The following is a 15,905-nucleotide window of genomic DNA, read 5'->3' as shown; positions in this document are numbered from 1 at the left end:
TTGCCGACTCCGCCGCACAAGCGGCGAGCAGCGCGGCTACTCGCCGACGGTCGCCTTCTGGATGAGCAGATTCTGGTTCGGTGGTCCTGACTGCGCGCCGGGCTTGGCGGGCGTGAACCCGCCCGCGACGATCCTGTCCAATACGGCAAGGCCGGCGGGGTCCATGGTGCCGACGATCGAGTAGGTCAGCGGGAGATCGGTGTCGCCGGCGAGCATGAAGAACGTCGTCGACCCGGTGGCGCCCTCGTCGTCGGGCAGATCGAGGATGCCGACGGTACCGCGCGGATATGTCACCTGCGGGACGCCGTCGTCATCCGTGCCCGCCGACGGCAGATCCTCGGGCAGTTCATCAGGACTGGTCCAGCCGGGATTGGTGCCCTCCTTGCCGCCCGACGACCCACAGATCAGATATTTGGCCGACGCACGGTGGCACTTGCTGCCGTCGTAGAAGCCGGACTTGATCAGCGAGACCATGGCACCGACGTTGCACGGCGCCTCGGCCCGGTTGAGGGTCATGCTGATGGTGCCCTGCGCGGCGATCGGGATCGTCGCGTCCACGGTGCCGGTGTTGGGCTGGGTCGACGCGGGCGGCGGCTGGGTGATGCCGCCGACCACCGGCCGCGTCGGATAGTCACAGGCGACCGTGCCCGCGGGCATGGCCTGGGTCGAGGTGTCGGGGCCCGGCGGATCCTCGCCACCGCCCGACAGCGCGACGACGATGCCGGTGACCGCGAGAGCGATCACCACCACACCGACGCCGATGGCGACCGCCAGGTTGCGTCCGGTGTGCGACTTGCGTGGAGGCGGAGTCGGGGGATACCCCACTGGTTGGGCCCCGAATACGACTGGGGCCCCGAATACGACTGGGGCCCAGAATACGACTGTGGCCCTGAGTATGACTGAGGGCCGGGATACGACTGTGGCCCGGAATAGGACTGCGGGCCGGAATGCGACTGAGGTCCCGAGTACGGCTGGGGCTCCGAGAACCCTTGCGGGCCGGAATGTCCCGGGGGAGAACCGTATCCACCGCCCGAACCGGGGGCGTGCGGCGGGCCGGATACGGTCGGACCCGAACTCGGGCCGCGGACCATCGTCGGGTCGGCGGACATCGGGCTGCCCGGGGTCGGCTGTGCCGCCGGCGTCTGCTGCGGTGGCCGTGGCGCGTAGGTCGGCGGAGTCATGCCCGGGGGCGGGAGCGGCTGCGGGACGACCGTGGGCGGCGCCTGATCGGCCGGAGGTGTCTGCGCTCGAACCGCCGACGCGGCTGCGCCGCCCGACATGGCGTCCGACGCCGCACGGATGAGTTCGCGTGCGGACGGGTAGCGTTGCGCGGGGTTCTTGCCGAGGCCGCGTGCGATCACCGGGTCGAGCGGTCCGCCGGTCTGCGGTGGCGGCTTGGTGATGTGCGCGGTCATCAGTCCCTGGTCGGTCTTCGCCGGGAACGGGGTTTGGCCGGTGACGCATTCGTACAGCACACAGGCCAGGGAGTAGTTGTCCGATGCCGGGCCCGCCGGGTCGTCGCCGAACCGTTCCGGCGCCATGTACGCCAGCGTCCCCAGCGCGGTCCCGACCTGTGTCAGCCGGCTGTCGGTGGTGCCCTGCGCGATACCGAAGTCGACGAGGTAGGCGAAATCGTCGGCGTCGACGAGGATGTTGTCGGGTTTGATGTCGCGATGGACCAGACCGTCGCGATGCGCCGCGTCGAGCGCCGCCGCGACCTGACCCAGGATGTGGACCGCCCGGGTAGGTGCCAGAGGACCGGAGTCGAGGACCTTGCGCAGGTCCTGACCGTCGACGAGGCGCATGTCGATGAACAGGACGCCGTCCTTCTCGCCCCAGTCGTGGATCGGGATGACGTGCGGATCGGACAGTTTGGCCGCGGTCTTCGACTCGCGTTCGAATCGTTCGCGGAAGTCGTTGTCGTGGACCAGATGTGGCGGAAGCAGCTTCAGGGCGACACGACGTTCCCGGACGGTGTCGTACGCCTCGTACACCTCACCCATGCCGCCGCGACCCAGCAGTCTGTCGATGCGGTACGGGCCCAGCGTGGTGCCCGCTCTCGACGATGGATCGGTCACGTCATCCTCGGTTCTTCGATCGTCAGATCCTCAGCCGGCGGTCGAAACCACCCTAACGACTGTCGAGCGGGTTCGTACATCGACCGGACGCGGGACCGGCGACCGCTCACGCCCCGGTCGACGCGACGTCGGCGTCCGTCAGTCCCGGACCGCGTGCGAAGTCGCGCGCCTTGGCGCCCGAGAGGATCTGTGCTGGTAGCGGATCGCTGAGCAGGGTGCGGACCAGTGTCGCCGACGCGTCGAGCGGGGCGTCGCTGCCGACGATGACGATGTTTCCGGTGCGGCGCCCCTTGAACATCGCGGCGTCGGCGATGAGCAGCAGGTGCTCGAAGACCGGCGCCACGGTTGCGGCCTCGGCGCGAGCGCCCGCCAGATCGCGGCTGTCCCCGCAGTTCGCGAGATACAGCCCGCCCGGCACGAGCACATCGCGGACGGCGGCGGTGAACTCGCGGGTCGTCAGATGGGCCGGCGTGCGGTCCCCGGCAAAAGCGTCGCGCACGATCACCTCACGCGTGCCCGGTTGCAGGGAGGTCACCACCTCACGCGCGTCGCCGACCCGGATCCGCAGCCGGGGGGCACGGGGGAGGTCGAACCACTCACGCACCAGGCGGGCGAGTTCGCCGTCGACCTCGACGGCCACCTGCCGGGCATCGGGGTACAGGTGGTCGAGATAGCGGGCGAGTGCGCAGGCGGCACCGCCGAGGTGCAGGACGCGCAGTCGATCCGAGGTGGGGTGGCGTTCGGCGATCACGGCGGCCATCTGGCGCAGGTACTCGAAGTCGAGCACGGTCGGGTCGTCGGGATCGATGTGTGAGCTGTGCGCCCCGTTCACGGTCAGCAACCAGCCGCCGGCGATGGTGTCACGTGCCAGTTCGGCGACACCGGTGTCGATGACGTGCCGACCCGGCGACGGTTCTGCAGATGACCTGGCCACGGGTCGAGTCTGGCACGACCGGATCACGGAGGAGGGAGGGGCCGCTACCATCGCGCGGTGCCCCTCGCCTGTGTGTCCCTGACCCGTGAGCAGCGAAACCGACCCGCACGACGTTCGTTGTCGACCGCAGCCGGACTCGTTGTCGGCTTCCTGGTCGACGAAGCGCTGGGTGACCCGTCTCGGGGACACCCGGTCGCGGGTTTCGGTCGGCTGACATCTGTGCTCGAACGTCGTCTGTATCGCGACTCGCGTGTGGCGGGCGCGGGCCTGGTCGCGGTGGCGGCCGGCGGCGTCGTGGGGGCGGGCGTCGTCGCATCGGCCGGGCGCCGGGCGCCGGCGGTGGTGGCGCTGACCGCCGCGTCGACCTGGGTCGCGCTGGGCGGGACCTCGCTGTGCCGGGTGGGTGATGCGGTCGCCGACGCCCTCGAATCGGACGACATCGACGCCGCGCGAGCCCTCATCCCGAGCCTCTGCGGGCGTGACCCCGAGTCACTCGACGAGAGCGGGATCTGTCGTGCGGCGCTGGAGTCGATCGCCGAGAACACCTCCGACGCGACCGTCGGACCGCTGTTCTGGGGTGCGGTCGCCGGCGTTCCCGGAATCCTCGGCTACCGTGCGGTCAACACTCTCGACGCCATGGTCGGGTACCGCATCGAGCGCTATCGCGACTTCGGTTGGGCGGCCGCGCGACTCGACGACGTCGTCAACATCCTCCCCGCACGCCTCGCGGGTGCGCTGATCGTCCTGGTCTCCGGCGCGCCTCGACGCGCTGCCGAAGCCTGGCGCCGGGACAGCCGTGCACATCCGAGTCCCAATGCGGGGGTCGTCGAAGCGGCCTTCGCCGGTGCCCTCGGGGTGCAGCTCGGGGGCCGGACGGTGTACCCGCACGGCGTCGAACAACGGCCGACTCTCGGACAGGGGCCGGCGCCACGACCCGGCGATCTGCGAGCAGCTGTCGAGCTGTCACGTCGGGTTCAGCGTGCAACGCTGGCCGTGTGTGTGGCGGGCTGTCTGGTCCGGGTCGCGGTCAGCCGCCGTAGCGCCGGCTGAGCTTGTCCCGTACGTCGCCGTCCTGACTCCGGGGGTCCGGGGTCGCGTCGCGGACGTCGCCGACCGTGTCCTCGGCGACCGGACCGTGGCCGATGCGTCCGACGCTGTGGACCACCGTGGTGCCGCTCGCGGCGCGCAGTTCCTCGCGCATCTGCCGGCGTCGCTCGGCGCGCGAGGCGGCGGTACTCGGCTCCGGACGTGGCGCGGACTCCGCGGCGGGGGCCGCGCCGGTGTCCTCCGTCACCGGAGCCGCGTTGGCGGCGGCGGCCCGACGGCGCGAACGGATCTCGGCGATCAGGAAGTACAGGACACCGAGGGGCGCCATGATCCCGAAGGCGAGCCACTGCAACCCATACGAGAGGTAGGGGCCGGTGTCGAGCTGGGGGAGCGGGATCTCGCCCAGCGAGCCCGGCTGATCCGGGGAGAGCTGGAGATAGAAGTCGTCCATCGGCGTCGACGTCGCGGTCCCCACCAGACCGGGGTTGATCGACGGCACGGTCAGCACGCCGTTGTCGGCACGTGAGCCGCGGTCGGCGCTGACACTCTCTGCCGCGCGGATCCGTCCCTGAACGGTTTGCTCACCAACGGGCGGCGACGGGATGGCGGGAACGCTGCCCTCCACCGGGCGGACGAAACCGCGGTTGATAAGGATCACCCGATCCGAACCGGTCACGGCGAACGGGGTGAGGACCAGGACCGCCGGACGTTCCTGGATGTTGCGCAACCGCACCAGTGCCTGCCGGTCCTCGAGATACCGGCCCGTCACCGCGACCTGACGCCACTCGGTCGACGGGTCGAGGGTCGACGACGGTGCCACCTCGGCCAGCGGGACGGTCTCGAGCGAGGTCGCGGTACGGATCAGGTCGTTGCGGTGTTCGGTGTCCGAGTTCTTCCCGAGCTGCCACGGAGCGAGGAGCGTGAAGCAGGCCACTGCGAACGCCACGACCACGACTCCGAGGGCAATCCACCCTGGACGCAGGATTGTTCGCAGTACGTGCACAGCTCCCAGGTTACCGAGCACGGGTAGCGTGATCGAAATGCGAGACTTCATCTGCTTGAACTGCGGCCAGCGTCTCTCCTTCGAAAACAGTCTCTGCCTGAACTGCAAGAGTGCGCTCGGGTTCTGGCTCGAGTCCCGCTCCATCCAAGTGCTCGACGACAAGGGGCGTGCCCAGGTCGACGGTGTCCTCATCGAACGGTGCGCGAACATCAAGGTGGCGCAGTGCAACTGGCTGGTGAAGTGGACGGGTAATCCGGAGCTGTGCCAGTCCTGCCGGCTGACGCGCACCCGTCCGGGTGACGACGATCCGGACGCGCTCGTCGCGTTCGGCCAGGCCGAGACCGCGAAACGGCGGCTCGTCCTCGAACTCGCCGAACTGGGACTGCCGATCGAGGACCGTGACGAGAATCCCGACACGGGACTCGCCTTCGACCTCCTGTCCAGCGCTCGGCAGAACGTCATCACCGGTCACGCCAACGGGGTCATCACCCTCGACCTCGCCGAGGGCGACGACGTCCACCGCGAACAGATGCGCGTCGAGCTGGACGAGCCGTACCGCACGGTTCTCGGACACTTCCGGCATGAGATCGGTCACTACTACCAGCTCGTGCTCATCACCGACGACCGCCGGCCCGGCTTCGAGGAGCTGTTCGGCAACCCCGGCGACGACTATCAGGCCGCCCTGGACCGTCACTACAAGGAGGGTGCGCCCGAAGGATGGCGGAAGAACTTCGTCTCCTCCTACGCCACGATGCACCCGGCCGAGGACTTCGCCGAGACCTTCGCGCACTACCTGCACATCCGCGACACCCTCGACACCGCCGCCGCATTCGCGATGGCACCGTCGGGTACGACGCTGGACAGTGTGCCGCCCGGCGACGTCGGCTTCGATCGGATCATCGGCGAGTGGCTACCGCTGACGTGGGCGCTCAACCAGATCAACCGGTCGATGGGTCACCCGGACCTCTACCCGTTCGTGCTCCCGGCGCCGGTGCTCGAGAAGATCCGCTTCGTGCACAACCTGGTGGCGCCGGTCGGATGAGACCGGTCGCGCTGGGCGTGGCGTCAGTCCACGCCCAGCTGCAGGCGCACCCAGTCGATCAGTCCGGGGACGGCGCTCTCGATCTGCTCGCGGGTGGCGACGAAGTCCTCGGTGCCGCCGTAATAGGGGTCGAGGAGGGCGAGGTCGTCGGCGGGTGCCGACGGATCGAACGATCGCAGCAGTCGCGTCCGGTCACCGAGCCGCTTGCGTTCGAGTTCCCGGAAGTGGCCGTCGTCCATCGCCAGGAAGAGATCGGCGTCGAAGTGTTCGGGTCCGAGCAGCGCCGCCACGTGCGCGTCGGAGTAGCCGTGGGCCAGCAACTCGGTGCGGGCGCGGTTGTCGGCCGGTTCGCCGACGTGGAAACCGGTTGTCCCGCAACTGGTGACGCGTACCTTGCCGCCCAGTCCGGCGTCGTCCAGAGCCGTCCGGAAGATGTTCTGCGCCATCGGTGACCGGCAGATGTTGCCCGTACACACGAAACAGACGTGTAGTTCTTCAGCCACTGGTGCCCACCTCAGCTCGACGTGCCGACGCGCTCGGTGGTCCAGGGCGTCGGTCACATACCCAGGACGTCGCGCAATTCGGCTGTGGAATCAACCGTCCAGGCTGCGCCCTGTTCCTCCCCGTGCAGAGAATAACCCCATCTGACCAGGATCGCTGAGATGCCGAACGCCGCTGCGCCGTGCACATCGTGGCTGCGATCGCCGATCATCACCACCGGTGCGGTCACGTGACCGGTGTCGGCATCCACGGGAAGTCCCAGCTCCGTGACCGCATGAGCGATGACATCGGACTTGTGGCGGCGCGAACCGTCGTCGCTGGCGCCGGCGATGTACTTGAAATGGTCGGCCAGGCCGAAGTGCTCGAGAATCTTGCGCGCGGTGGTCTGGTTCTTCGACGTCGCGATCGCCATCGTGCGCCCCGACGCGGCGAGATCGGCCAGGACGTCGGCCATCCCGTCGTACACCGAGTTCTCCCGCCAGCCGATCTCGGTGTAGCGCTCCCGGTAGGCGCGCATCGCCTCGTCGGCGACCGCGGGTGCGAGCCCCAGACTGTTGAGGGTGTCGAGCATCGGCGGCCCGACGATGCCCGCGACGACCTCGGGACCGGGCTCGGACGCGCCGACGGCGGCGAGGGCGTGCCGGAAGCTGTTGGCGATACCCGCAAAGCTGTCGGTGATGGTGCCGTCGAGATCGACGAGCAGCACGGTGTCGGGATGGCGGGGATCTGGCGGCGTCAACACGCGTCCATCGTGCACGTAAGGTCAGTAGGCATGACAGCTGGGTATGGCGTGGCATCCACATCCGACCTGTCCGACCCGGACCGGCACGGCGATCAGGACGCGGCGCCCGGGCTGGTGGACTTCGCGGTCAATGTCCGCGGCACGCCACCACCTTTCGTCCTCGACGCCATCATGCGCGGTCTCGGCGATCTGGCCCGGTACCCCGGCCACGACGACGAGCGGCGCGCGGTCGACGCCATCGCCGCCGCCCACGGGCGGTCACCCGACGAGGTGTTGCTGTTGTCCGGCGCGGCCGACGGCTTCGAGATGCTGCCGCGACTGGGCGTGCGCCATGCCGCCCTCATCCAGCCGTCGTTCACCGAACCGGAACTCGCGCTGCGTGCCGCCGCGGTGCCCATCACCCAGGTGACACTCGACGAGCCGTGGCGGCTCGACCGGGCGGACGTACCCGACACCGCCGACCTGGTGATCCTGGGTAACCCCACCAACCCGACGTCGGTGCTGCACCCGCGGGAAGCGATCAGGGCGCTGCGTCGTCCGGGACGCATCATCGTCGTCGACGAGGCGTTCGCCGACCTCACTCTCGGCGTGGACGGCACCCTCGAACCACAGTCGCTGGCCTCGTCCGACTGGTCGGATCTCATCGTGATCCGGAGTGTGACAAAGACTTTCGGTCTGGCCGGGTTACGCGCCGGATACCTGCTTGCCGCACCGGAGGTCGTCGCGCGCCTGCGTGCGGGACGTCGGCCGTGGGCGCTGTCCACACCGGCTCTGGCCGCGCTGACCGCGTGCCTCGGCGACGAGGGGCATCGCTACTGCTCGGACCAGGCCCGCCGGGTCGCGGCCGAACGCGCCGAGATGGTCGACGAACTGACCCGGATCGGGCTCGTCGTCGTGGCGGAACCGGCCGCGCCGTTCGTCCTCGTCGAGGTGCCACGGGCGACGGACGTCAAACGGCGTCTCGTCGATCACGGGTTCGCGGTGCGCAGTTGCGCCAACTTCGTCGGACTCGGCGACGACCATCTGCGGCTCGCGGTACGTCCGGTCGAGCAGGTCCGTGCGTTGACCGCAGCGATCGAGCAGGTACGAGAGGAGATGAGGGATGGGAACCGAGTCGACATCTGAGGGCATCACCGTCGGCGACATGGTCGACGTCGTCGAACGCGCGTATCCGCCGGCGCTCGCCGAGTCCTGGGATGCGGTGGGGCTCGTGTGCGGCGACCGCTCCGAACCGGTGCGTCGGGTGCTGGCGTGCGTCGACGTGACGGACGCCGTGGTCGACGCGGCCGTGGCCGAGAAGGCGGACCTGGTGATCGCGCATCACCCGCTGCTGATGCGCGGGGTCACGTCGGTGGCCGCCGACACCCCCAAGGGCCGCATCGTGCACCGCCTGATCCGCCACGGCATCGCGTTGCTGTCGGCCCACACCAACGCCGACCGGGCGCGGCCGGGCGTGTCCGACGCACTCGCCGACCTGCTCGGTGTGGTCGACACCGTGCCCATCGAGCCCAGATCTGCTGCACCCCTTGACAAATGGGTGGTGATGGTGCCCGAGGGCAACGTCGAACAGGTCAGTGAGGCGATGTTCGCCGCCGGCGCGGGTGCGATCGGCGACTACCGCGACTGCTCGTGGACGGTCGTGGGCACGGGCCAGTTCGAGGCGCAGGAGGAGGCGACGCCGACGATCGGCGAGATCGGCACCAGAACCCACGTCGACGAGGCGCGGGTGGAGATGGTCGCCGCGCGATCCATCCGCGGATCCGTGCTGCGGGCACTGCGCAACGCGCACCCGTACGAGGAACCGGCGTTCGACGTCTTCGAGCTCGCCGACCTCGGCAGCGACCTGGGCCTGGGTCGGGTCGGTTCGCTCACCGAGCCGATGACATTGCGCGACTTCACCGCGGTAGTCGCGCGGGCACTGCGCGCCCCGTCGGGCATCCGGGCGGCCGGCGATCCGGATGCGCTCGTGCGCACGGTCGCGGTGTGCGGCGGTGCGGGCGATTCACTTCTCGGTCGTGTCCGCGGGCTCGGCGTCGACGTCTACGTGACCGGCGACCTGCGGCACCATCCGGCCGACGAGAGTCTGCGCGACGGTGGGCCGGCCCTCGTCGACGCGGGCCACTGGGCCACCGAGTTCCCGTGGTGCGCCCAGGTCGCGGAACTGCTCGGCAAGGAATTCCACGTGCCGGTGACGGTGTTCGACACACCGACCGACCCCTTCGGGCTGCACAGCTTCGGCTGACCCCGGGGGAACGCCGACCAAAGCCCATCCGCCGCCGGAACGCCGGGACCACCCGCGTACGGTAGGGGGACTTCAGAGACAGGAGGCCGCAATGAAAGTCGACGCCGGTGTGCAGCGACTGCTGCTCGATCTCGCGGACTCCGATGCCGAGATCAACCGACTCGAGCATCGCCGCAAGAACTTGCCCGAGGACACCGAGATCGCCGAGCAGGACAAGGCAATCGATGCTGCCCGCGACGATCTGGTGCGTGCGGAGATCTCCGCCGAGGACCTGAGCCGCGAGTATCGCCGCATCGAGTCCGAGGTGACCGGGATGACCAACCGTGAGGCCAAGGACTCCAAGCTTCTGACCGCCGGCGGGTTGGCACCCAAGGCGCTGTCGGAACTGCAGCACGAACTCGCCGGGCTCGGACGCCGCCGCGCGGTGCTCGAGGACGAACTGCTGACGCTGATGGAGCAGCAGGAGGCCGTCGAGGCCGAACGCAGCCGCGCCGCTGCGACGATCTCCCACCTCGAGGAGAAGGTCGCCGACGCGCGGACCCGCCGCGACAAGTCGCTCGCGACCATCGACGAGGACCTGGCCCGTGTCCGTGAGAAGCGGGACTCGCTCGCCGCGGAGATCGACTCCGACCTGCTGGCCGTCTACGACAAGCAGCGTGCCAACGGTCGGATCGGTGCGGGGCTCCTGCGTGCACGTCGATGCGGCGCCTGCCGGATGGAACTCGACCGGGGCACCATCGCCTCGATCAGCGCGGCACTGTCCGACGAGGTCATCCGCTGTGAGGAATGCGGCGCGATCCTGGTGCGCACCGCCGAATCGGGGATCTGACGCCTTGAGCGCGGGTTCCGAGCGCGTGTCGACGCCGGGCCGGAAATCGCCGTCCTGGCAGGGGCAGCTGAGTTCGCCGACGAGATTCATCCTGTTGCGGCACGGCCAGACCGCGTTGTCGGTGGAACGCCGGTACTCCGGGCGCGGCAACCCCGAGCTGACCCCGGAAGGTCGGCGCCAGGCACGTGCGGCGGCCCAGCGGGTCATGCGTGAAAAGGACATCTCGGCGATCGTGACCTCGCCGCTGCGCCGCGCCCGCGCCACTGCGGAGGAGGTCGCCGCGGTGACCGGGGTCGATATCGTCGAACATCCCGGACTCATCGAGAACGACTTCGGCGAATGGGAGGGCCTGACCTTCGTCGAGGCCGCCGAACGGCACCCCGAGATCCACCGCAAGTGGCTGTCGGACATCACCGTGCCCGCGCCGGGTGGCGAGAGCTTCGCGCAGGTCGCCGAGCGGGTGTCCGAAACGAAAGACGATCTGCTGCAGCGTTATCCGGGACAGACGATCGTGCTCGTCTCGCACGTGACCCCGATCAAGCTGATGCTGCGGGAGGCGCTGGGCGTCGGACCTGAGTTGCTGTTCCGGCTCCACCTCGACCTGGCGTCGGTCTCGATCGCGGAGTTCTTCCCCGACGGCGGTTCCGTGGTCCGGCTCGTCAACGACGCCGCGCACTGGCACTGACGGGGCGCTCTGCGCCATCGGATGAAGAGCTGTGCCGGGGCTGCCGTATCCTGGGTTCGCGAACGAGTCGGCCGGGCGGCCGCGGTGAGCGGAACGGGCGGAAGACCGCCACGCCGCGCACCGAGGAAAGTCCGGACTCCACAGAGCAGGGTGGTTGCTAACGGCAACCCGGGGTGACCCGCGGGACAGTGCCACAGAGAACAGTCCGCCGGCCGCGAGGCCGGTAAGGGTGAAACGGTGCGGTAAGAGCGCACCAGCGGCGCGGGTGACCGCGTCGGCTCGGTAAACCCCACCCGGAGCAAGGCCGAAGCGCGCACTTCACGGTGCGCGTGCGCGGGTGTTACGAGGGCTGCTCGCCCCAGCCCGCGGGTGGGCCGCTCGAGGTACCCGGCGACGGTGTGCCCAGATGGATGGTCGCCGCCCGCGATGGTCGAGAGACCTCGCGGGTACAGGATCCGGCTTACGCGCCGACTCGTTCGCCTTCGGCCCGCGGTTTCGGTTCACCGGGGGATCCGCGCGCTAGGGTTCGACACGTGACACGCTTCCTCTTCGCCCCCGACATCGACTTCGCCGGAATCCGCGATCAACTCGGGGTGGACGAGTCATACGGCGACGATGCGCTCGCCGAGGCGCGGGAGGCCGTCGACCGGTTCGCCGACACCCGCGAGGACCACACCGGCGTCCCGTTCGTCACCATCGACCCGCCGACGTCGCGGGACCTCGACCAGGCCGTCCATCTCGTCGCCGACGGGGACGGGTTCGTCGTGGACTACGCCATCGCCGACGTCGCGGCACTCGTGATCCCCGAAGGCGCGCTCGACCAGGAGAGCCGACGCCGCGGGACCACCGTGTACTTCCCGGACGGCTCCGTGCCACTGCATCCGCGGGAACTGTCCGAGGGGATCGGATCGCTTCTGCCCGAACAGGTTCGGCCGTGCGTGCTGTGGACGATCCGGGTGGCGGGGGACGGCACTGTCATCGATGTGCGGGTTCGGCGATCGCGAATTCGATCCGTGGCGCGCTTCGACTACGCCGGTGTCAGCGCGGATGCCGAGGCCGGACGGTTGCATCCGTCGATCGCGGCGTTGCCGGCTTTCGGCGAGCTCCGGCAGAAGGTGGCGCTCGACCGCGGCGCCGTCGAACTGGATCTGCCGGACCAGCGGGTGTCACGTACCGACGCGGGATGGCGGTTGGACCTGCAGCCCCACACCCCGGCGGACATGTGGAACTCGCAGCTCTCCCTGCTCGCCGGGATGTGCGCCGGCTCGATCATGGCCGAGGCCGGTGTCGGATTGTTGCGGACGTTGCCGCCGGCCGACCCCGACGCGGTCGAGGACCTGCGCGCTGCCGCCCGAGCGCTGGGCGTCGAATGGCCCGAGGGGCTGGCGGTGGGCTGGTTCCTGGCCGGACTGCCCGGCAACCGGACGAGCACCTTGGCCCTCCAGTCGGCCGCGAGTGGTCTCATGCGCGGCGCCAACTATCTCGCACTCGACGGCACCGACGAGGCGCGCGCGATCCCGGACGACAAGAAGCGGCACGGCGCGATCGCGGGCGTCTACGCCCACGTCACCGCACCCCTGCGTCGGCTGGGTGACCGGTTCGCCACCGAGGTGTGCCTCGCCGTCACCACCGGCGACGACGTGCCCGACTGGGTGACGCGTGCCCTGCCGACCCTCCCGAAGATCCTGCGCTCGGCCGACACCCTCGGCTCCACGGCCGACCGGGCGGCCATCGACCTCGCCGAGGCGGTCATCCTGGGCGGCCGCGTCGGGGAACGCTTCGACGCGGTGGTGATGTCGGCGGCCACCGAGCGCAAGCCGGCCCAGATCTTCATCGCCGATCCGCCCGTCGTCGCGGGTTGCGAAGGTGATCTGCGTCCGGGAACCCGACTCGAGGTCGAGCTGGTGACCGCGGACGAGGTGACGAGGACGGTCAGGTTCCGGCCGGCGTAGGGCGCTGCGACTTCGTTTCGACGCCGGGTCACCGGGTGGTTTCGACACGGTTACTCGCTGCGCTCGTGACCGGCTCAACCGGCAGTGGGGCCGGGTCACCGGGTGGTTTCGACACGGTTACTCGCTGCGCTCGTGACCGGCTCAACCGGCAGCTGGAACCGGCTCAACCTGCCGGTGGGGCCGGCTCAACCGGCAGCAGGTGGGGTCGGTTCATCCAGCTGTGGGGTCCGTACTGCTGGCCGAGTAGCGCCGACCGAGCGAAGCGAGGACGCCGCGTATCGAGGTCACCCGATACCCGCCCGACGTCGCCGGTTGTCACAGGTCCTTGGCGGCCTTGCGGTACTCGGCGACGGCGCGGTCGGACGCGGCTTCGAGGCGCGCGTCGAGACGGCCGACGATGAACATGTCGGCGGCGCTGAGCTTTCCGTCCTCGACGATCGTGGCGAGCTGGGCGCGGTTGATGCGGATGTCGTTGTGGTCGCCGAGGGCGGACTGGATCTTCTTGGCGACCGCGCCGATCGCGCGGTACTTCTTTTTGTTCAGCGGCTCGGTCGCATCGATGCTGTAGCGCAACCGCTTTGCGCGTTTACGGATCGTGTGCAGCTGTTCCTGCCACTCGTCCGAGCCTTCGGTGAGGCCGGCGAGTTCGGCCTGGGCCTTGCGGATGTGCTTGCGGCTCTTCGCGATCGCCTTGTCGACGACGTCGGTTGCGGGGAGTTCCGCGTCGGGTCCCGGCGGGGGAGAGGCGAGGAGGGCGTCGACGGAGTCGAGGAGCGTGAAGTAGCGCTTCGACGACATCGCCGCGTGCGCCGCCCGGATCGCGCGATCGTGGGTTCGGGTCTCGGCACCCGCAAGGGCGGCGAGCAGCTCGGGCGAGGCGTTCTCGCCGCGCAGCAGGGACTGGTCGAGTTCGAGCTGGACCTCGGAATCCCGTGCATCACCGAGGATTCGGGCCAGCAGCTTGAGTTCGGCACCGATGTGGGCGGTGCGTTCGGCGTCGAGAACCGTAGGGTATCCCGACAACACGCTGCGCAGGCGACGGCACGACACCCGCATCTGGTGGACGGCGTCCTCCGCGTCCTCGCGGACGAGCGGGTCGTAGGCGATCAGGCTGTTTCGGTGCATCGCGATGTCGGTGATCACGAGTTCGAGCGCAGTGGGGCGCTTGGACAACCGGGGTTTGTGGACGGTCGGCGTCGAACCGATCGCGCGGGCCAGCTTCGACGCGCTCGACGACGAGCGGCCGCCACCGGCGCGCAGGACCTTGTCGGCGGCCTTCAACAGCTTGCCGGTGCCGCCGGAGAGGAGTTCGAACTCCCATTCGGCCCACTGCTGGGAGTGCCCGCCCGGCAGCAGGGACTGGGTGGTCACCAGATCCTCGGCGAGTTCGGCGAGCGGCTCGTCGTCGACGCCGAGCAGGCGCGTCACCGTGCGCGTTGTCGAGATGACCGCGACGGGCGTGAGGGGCCGGCAGCGGGTCAGTGCGAGGACCGGGGTCACCAGTGCCTCCGGGACGTCACCGTCGGCCGGCGCCTCGTCGAAACCCACGTGGAGTTCGCGACGTGTTCCGGGGATGTCGGTGGGGCGCTTGAGATGCCAGCCCTGATCGGTGCCGCCGGTGCGGCGTCGCATGGTGATCCTGTTGCCGGCGAGGTCGAGGTTCTCGGTGTCGAAATAGGTGGCATCGAGCGAGAACGTCTCGGGTGCCGTCGCCGACACCACTCCGGGTAGCGCCCGTAGATCCGGGGCCACATGGCCGGGGTCCACGTCGAACTTGAGTTCCACCTCGACCTGCTCGGATGCGGCCACCTGTTCCTCCTGATGCCTGCGACGATGTCGAGTCTAGTGGCCGCGGGTGCGGCGGCCGATCATTCCGCGAAGCGGTCGGTCGCTTCCAGCAGGTGATGGCGGATGCCTTCTTCGAAGGACGCGTGACCCGCGTCGTCGACGATGCGCAGGTCGGCGGCCGGCCAGGCGCGGTGGAGATCCCAGGCGCTGCGCATCGGGCACACGACGTCGTAGCGACCCTGGACGATGACGCCGGGGATGTGCGCGATGACGTCGATGTTGTCGAGGAGCTGCCCGTCGTCGAGGAAGCCGTGGTTGACGAAGTAGTGGTTCTCGATCGAGGCGAAGGCGAGGTCGAAGCGGTGGGCGTCATCGGGGTTCTGGCCCGATTCCTCCTCGGAGCGGGGGAGGAGGTAGCTGGTGGCCTGTTCCCAGCCGGTCCAGGCGCGGGCCGCCGCCCGGGCGACCGCGGCATCGTCGGAGGTCAGCAGACGGTGGTACGCGGCGACCAGATCGCCGTCGCGCTCGTTCTCCGGGATCGGCTCGAGATAGGTCTCCCAGACGTCGGGGAAGATGTGCGCGGCGCCGCCGTTGTAGTACCAGTCGATCTCGCTGCGGCGCAGCAGGAAGATGCCGCGCAGAACGAGTTCGGTGACCCGGTCGGGATGCGTCTGCGCGTAGGCGAGTCCCAGCGTCGACCCCCAGGAACCGCCGAAGACCTGCCAGCGGTCGATGCCGAGATGGGTACGAAGCCTCTCCATGTCGGCGATGAGGTGGGGCGTGGTGTTCACGCTCAGATCCGCGCCGTCGGCGATGTGCGGGCGGGACTGTCCGCAACCGCGCTGGTCGAACAGCACGATCCGGTACTTCGCGGGATCGAAGAAGCGTCGCTGGGTCGGCGAGGTCCCACCGCCGGGACCGCCGTGCACGAAGACCACGGGCTTTCCCTCCGGGTTGCCCGTGGTCTCCCAGTAGATCTGCTGGCCGTCGCCGACATCCAGGTGACCGGACTCGTAGGGCTCGATCTCCGGGTAGAAGTCACGCATGGACGCCAGCGTAGGC

Annotated in this window: 13 protein-coding genes, 1 other RNA gene and 1 pseudogene; 8 read left to right on the top strand and 7 right to left on the bottom strand. The window is 69.4% G+C overall.

Translation table 11 applies throughout. The features are described from left to right. Window positions 1-36 precede the first annotated feature (36 nt). Both GAA2_RS15425 and GAA2_RS15420 read right to left on the bottom strand, forming a co-directional pair. Window positions 37-2,078 (bottom strand): annotated as a pseudogene (locus GAA2_RS15425) (protein kinase domain-containing protein). Between the two features lie 106 nt (window positions 2,079-2,184). Then, the gene (locus GAA2_RS15420; RefSeq protein ID WP_006434917.1) at window positions 2,185-3,012 is read right to left on the bottom strand and encodes a spermidine synthase; all 828 of its coding nucleotides are present in this window, start codon (window positions 3,010-3,012) and stop codon (window positions 2,185-2,187) included. A gap of 72 nt (window positions 3,013-3,084) precedes the next feature. Between GAA2_RS15420 and GAA2_RS15415 the strand changes: the two genes are divergently transcribed. Beyond that, window positions 3,085-4,062 carry a cobalamin biosynthesis protein gene (locus GAA2_RS15415; RefSeq protein WP_191835015.1) on the top strand — a complete coding sequence of 326 codons (978 nt, stop codon included), beginning with the start codon at window positions 3,085-3,087 and terminating at the stop codon, window positions 4,060-4,062. Here GAA2_RS15415 and GAA2_RS15410 read toward each other — a convergent pair. Continuing rightward, window positions 4,040-5,062 (bottom strand): SURF1 family protein, encoded by a 1,023-nt coding sequence (locus tag GAA2_RS15410; RefSeq protein WP_006434919.1) that lies wholly within the window; start codon window positions 5,060-5,062, stop codon window positions 4,040-4,042. The genes GAA2_RS15415 and GAA2_RS15410 overlap by 23 nt on opposite strands. Window positions 5,063-5,099: 37 nt before the next feature. Here GAA2_RS15410 and GAA2_RS15405 point away from each other — a divergent pair, with 37 nt between their 5' ends. Then, complete coding sequence (locus tag GAA2_RS15405; protein ID WP_006434920.1) at window positions 5,100-6,104, top strand: putative zinc-binding metallopeptidase; 1,005 nt, start codon at window positions 5,100-5,102, stop codon at window positions 6,102-6,104. A gap of 23 nt (window positions 6,105-6,127) precedes the next feature. On the opposite strand, the gene GAA2_RS15400 is transcribed toward GAA2_RS15405, so the two are convergent. Next, window positions 6,128-6,607, bottom strand: coding sequence for a low molecular weight protein-tyrosine-phosphatase (locus tag GAA2_RS15400; RefSeq protein ID WP_006434921.1), 480 nt, complete (start codon window positions 6,605-6,607; stop codon window positions 6,128-6,130). 53 nt (window positions 6,608-6,660) lie between these two features. Beyond that, window positions 6,661-7,347, bottom strand: a complete 687-nt coding sequence (locus tag GAA2_RS15395; protein WP_174324702.1) for an HAD-IA family hydrolase — start codon at window positions 7,345-7,347, stop codon at window positions 6,661-6,663. A 30-nt stretch (window positions 7,348-7,377) separates the two neighbouring features. On the opposite strand from GAA2_RS15395, the gene cobC reads away from it, so the two are divergent. The 6 genes from cobC (at window position 7,378) to GAA2_RS15365 (ending at window position 13,055) form a co-directional block, all read left to right on the top strand. Beyond that, window positions 7,378-8,472 (top strand): Rv2231c family pyridoxal phosphate-dependent protein CobC, encoded by a 1,095-nt coding sequence (cobC, locus tag GAA2_RS15390; protein WP_006434923.1) that lies wholly within the window; start codon window positions 7,378-7,380, stop codon window positions 8,470-8,472. After that, entirely contained in the window at window positions 8,450-9,589 is a 1,140-nt protein-coding gene (locus GAA2_RS15385) for a Nif3-like dinuclear metal center hexameric protein (protein WP_006434924.1), read from the top strand. The genes cobC and GAA2_RS15385 overlap by 23 nt, the downstream gene beginning before the upstream one ends. A 91-nt stretch (window positions 9,590-9,680) precedes the next feature. Continuing rightward, the gene (locus tag GAA2_RS15380; protein ID WP_006434925.1) at window positions 9,681-10,418 is read left to right on the top strand and encodes a zinc ribbon domain-containing protein; all 738 of its coding nucleotides are present in this window, start codon (window positions 9,681-9,683) and stop codon (window positions 10,416-10,418) included. Between the two features lie 4 nt (window positions 10,419-10,422). Continuing rightward, window positions 10,423-11,103 (top strand): histidine phosphatase family protein, encoded by a 681-nt coding sequence (locus GAA2_RS15375; RefSeq protein WP_006434926.1) that lies wholly within the window; start codon window positions 10,423-10,425, stop codon window positions 11,101-11,103. 63 nt (window positions 11,104-11,166) lie between these two features. Beyond that, window positions 11,167-11,582: RNase P RNA component class A (gene rnpB, locus GAA2_RS15370), an RNA gene on the top strand. A 54-nt stretch (window positions 11,583-11,636) separates the two neighbouring features. Beyond that, window positions 11,637-13,055: an RNB domain-containing ribonuclease gene (locus GAA2_RS15365; protein ID WP_006434927.1), complete on the top strand. Its 1,419-nt coding sequence runs from the start codon at window positions 11,637-11,639 to the stop codon at window positions 13,053-13,055. A 315-nt stretch (window positions 13,056-13,370) separates the two neighbouring features. Here GAA2_RS15365 and GAA2_RS15360 read toward each other — a convergent pair whose 3' ends face one another. Both GAA2_RS15360 and pip read right to left on the bottom strand, forming a co-directional pair. After that, window positions 13,371-14,864, bottom strand: coding sequence for a CYTH and CHAD domain-containing protein (locus GAA2_RS15360; RefSeq protein WP_006434928.1), 1,494 nt, complete (start codon window positions 14,862-14,864; stop codon window positions 13,371-13,373). 59 nt (window positions 14,865-14,923) lie between these two features. Then, window positions 14,924-15,889: a prolyl aminopeptidase gene (gene pip / locus GAA2_RS15355; protein WP_006434929.1), complete on the bottom strand. Its 966-nt coding sequence runs from the start codon at window positions 15,887-15,889 to the stop codon at window positions 14,924-14,926. Window positions 15,890-15,905: the final 16 nt, after the last annotated feature.

Source organism: Gordonia ajococcus, assembly GCF_012974285.1.
In the GTDB taxonomy this organism is placed as follows: domain Bacteria; phylum Actinomycetota; class Actinomycetes; order Mycobacteriales; family Mycobacteriaceae; genus Gordonia; species Gordonia amicalis.
This window is presented reverse-complemented; position numbering and strand designations above follow the sequence as displayed.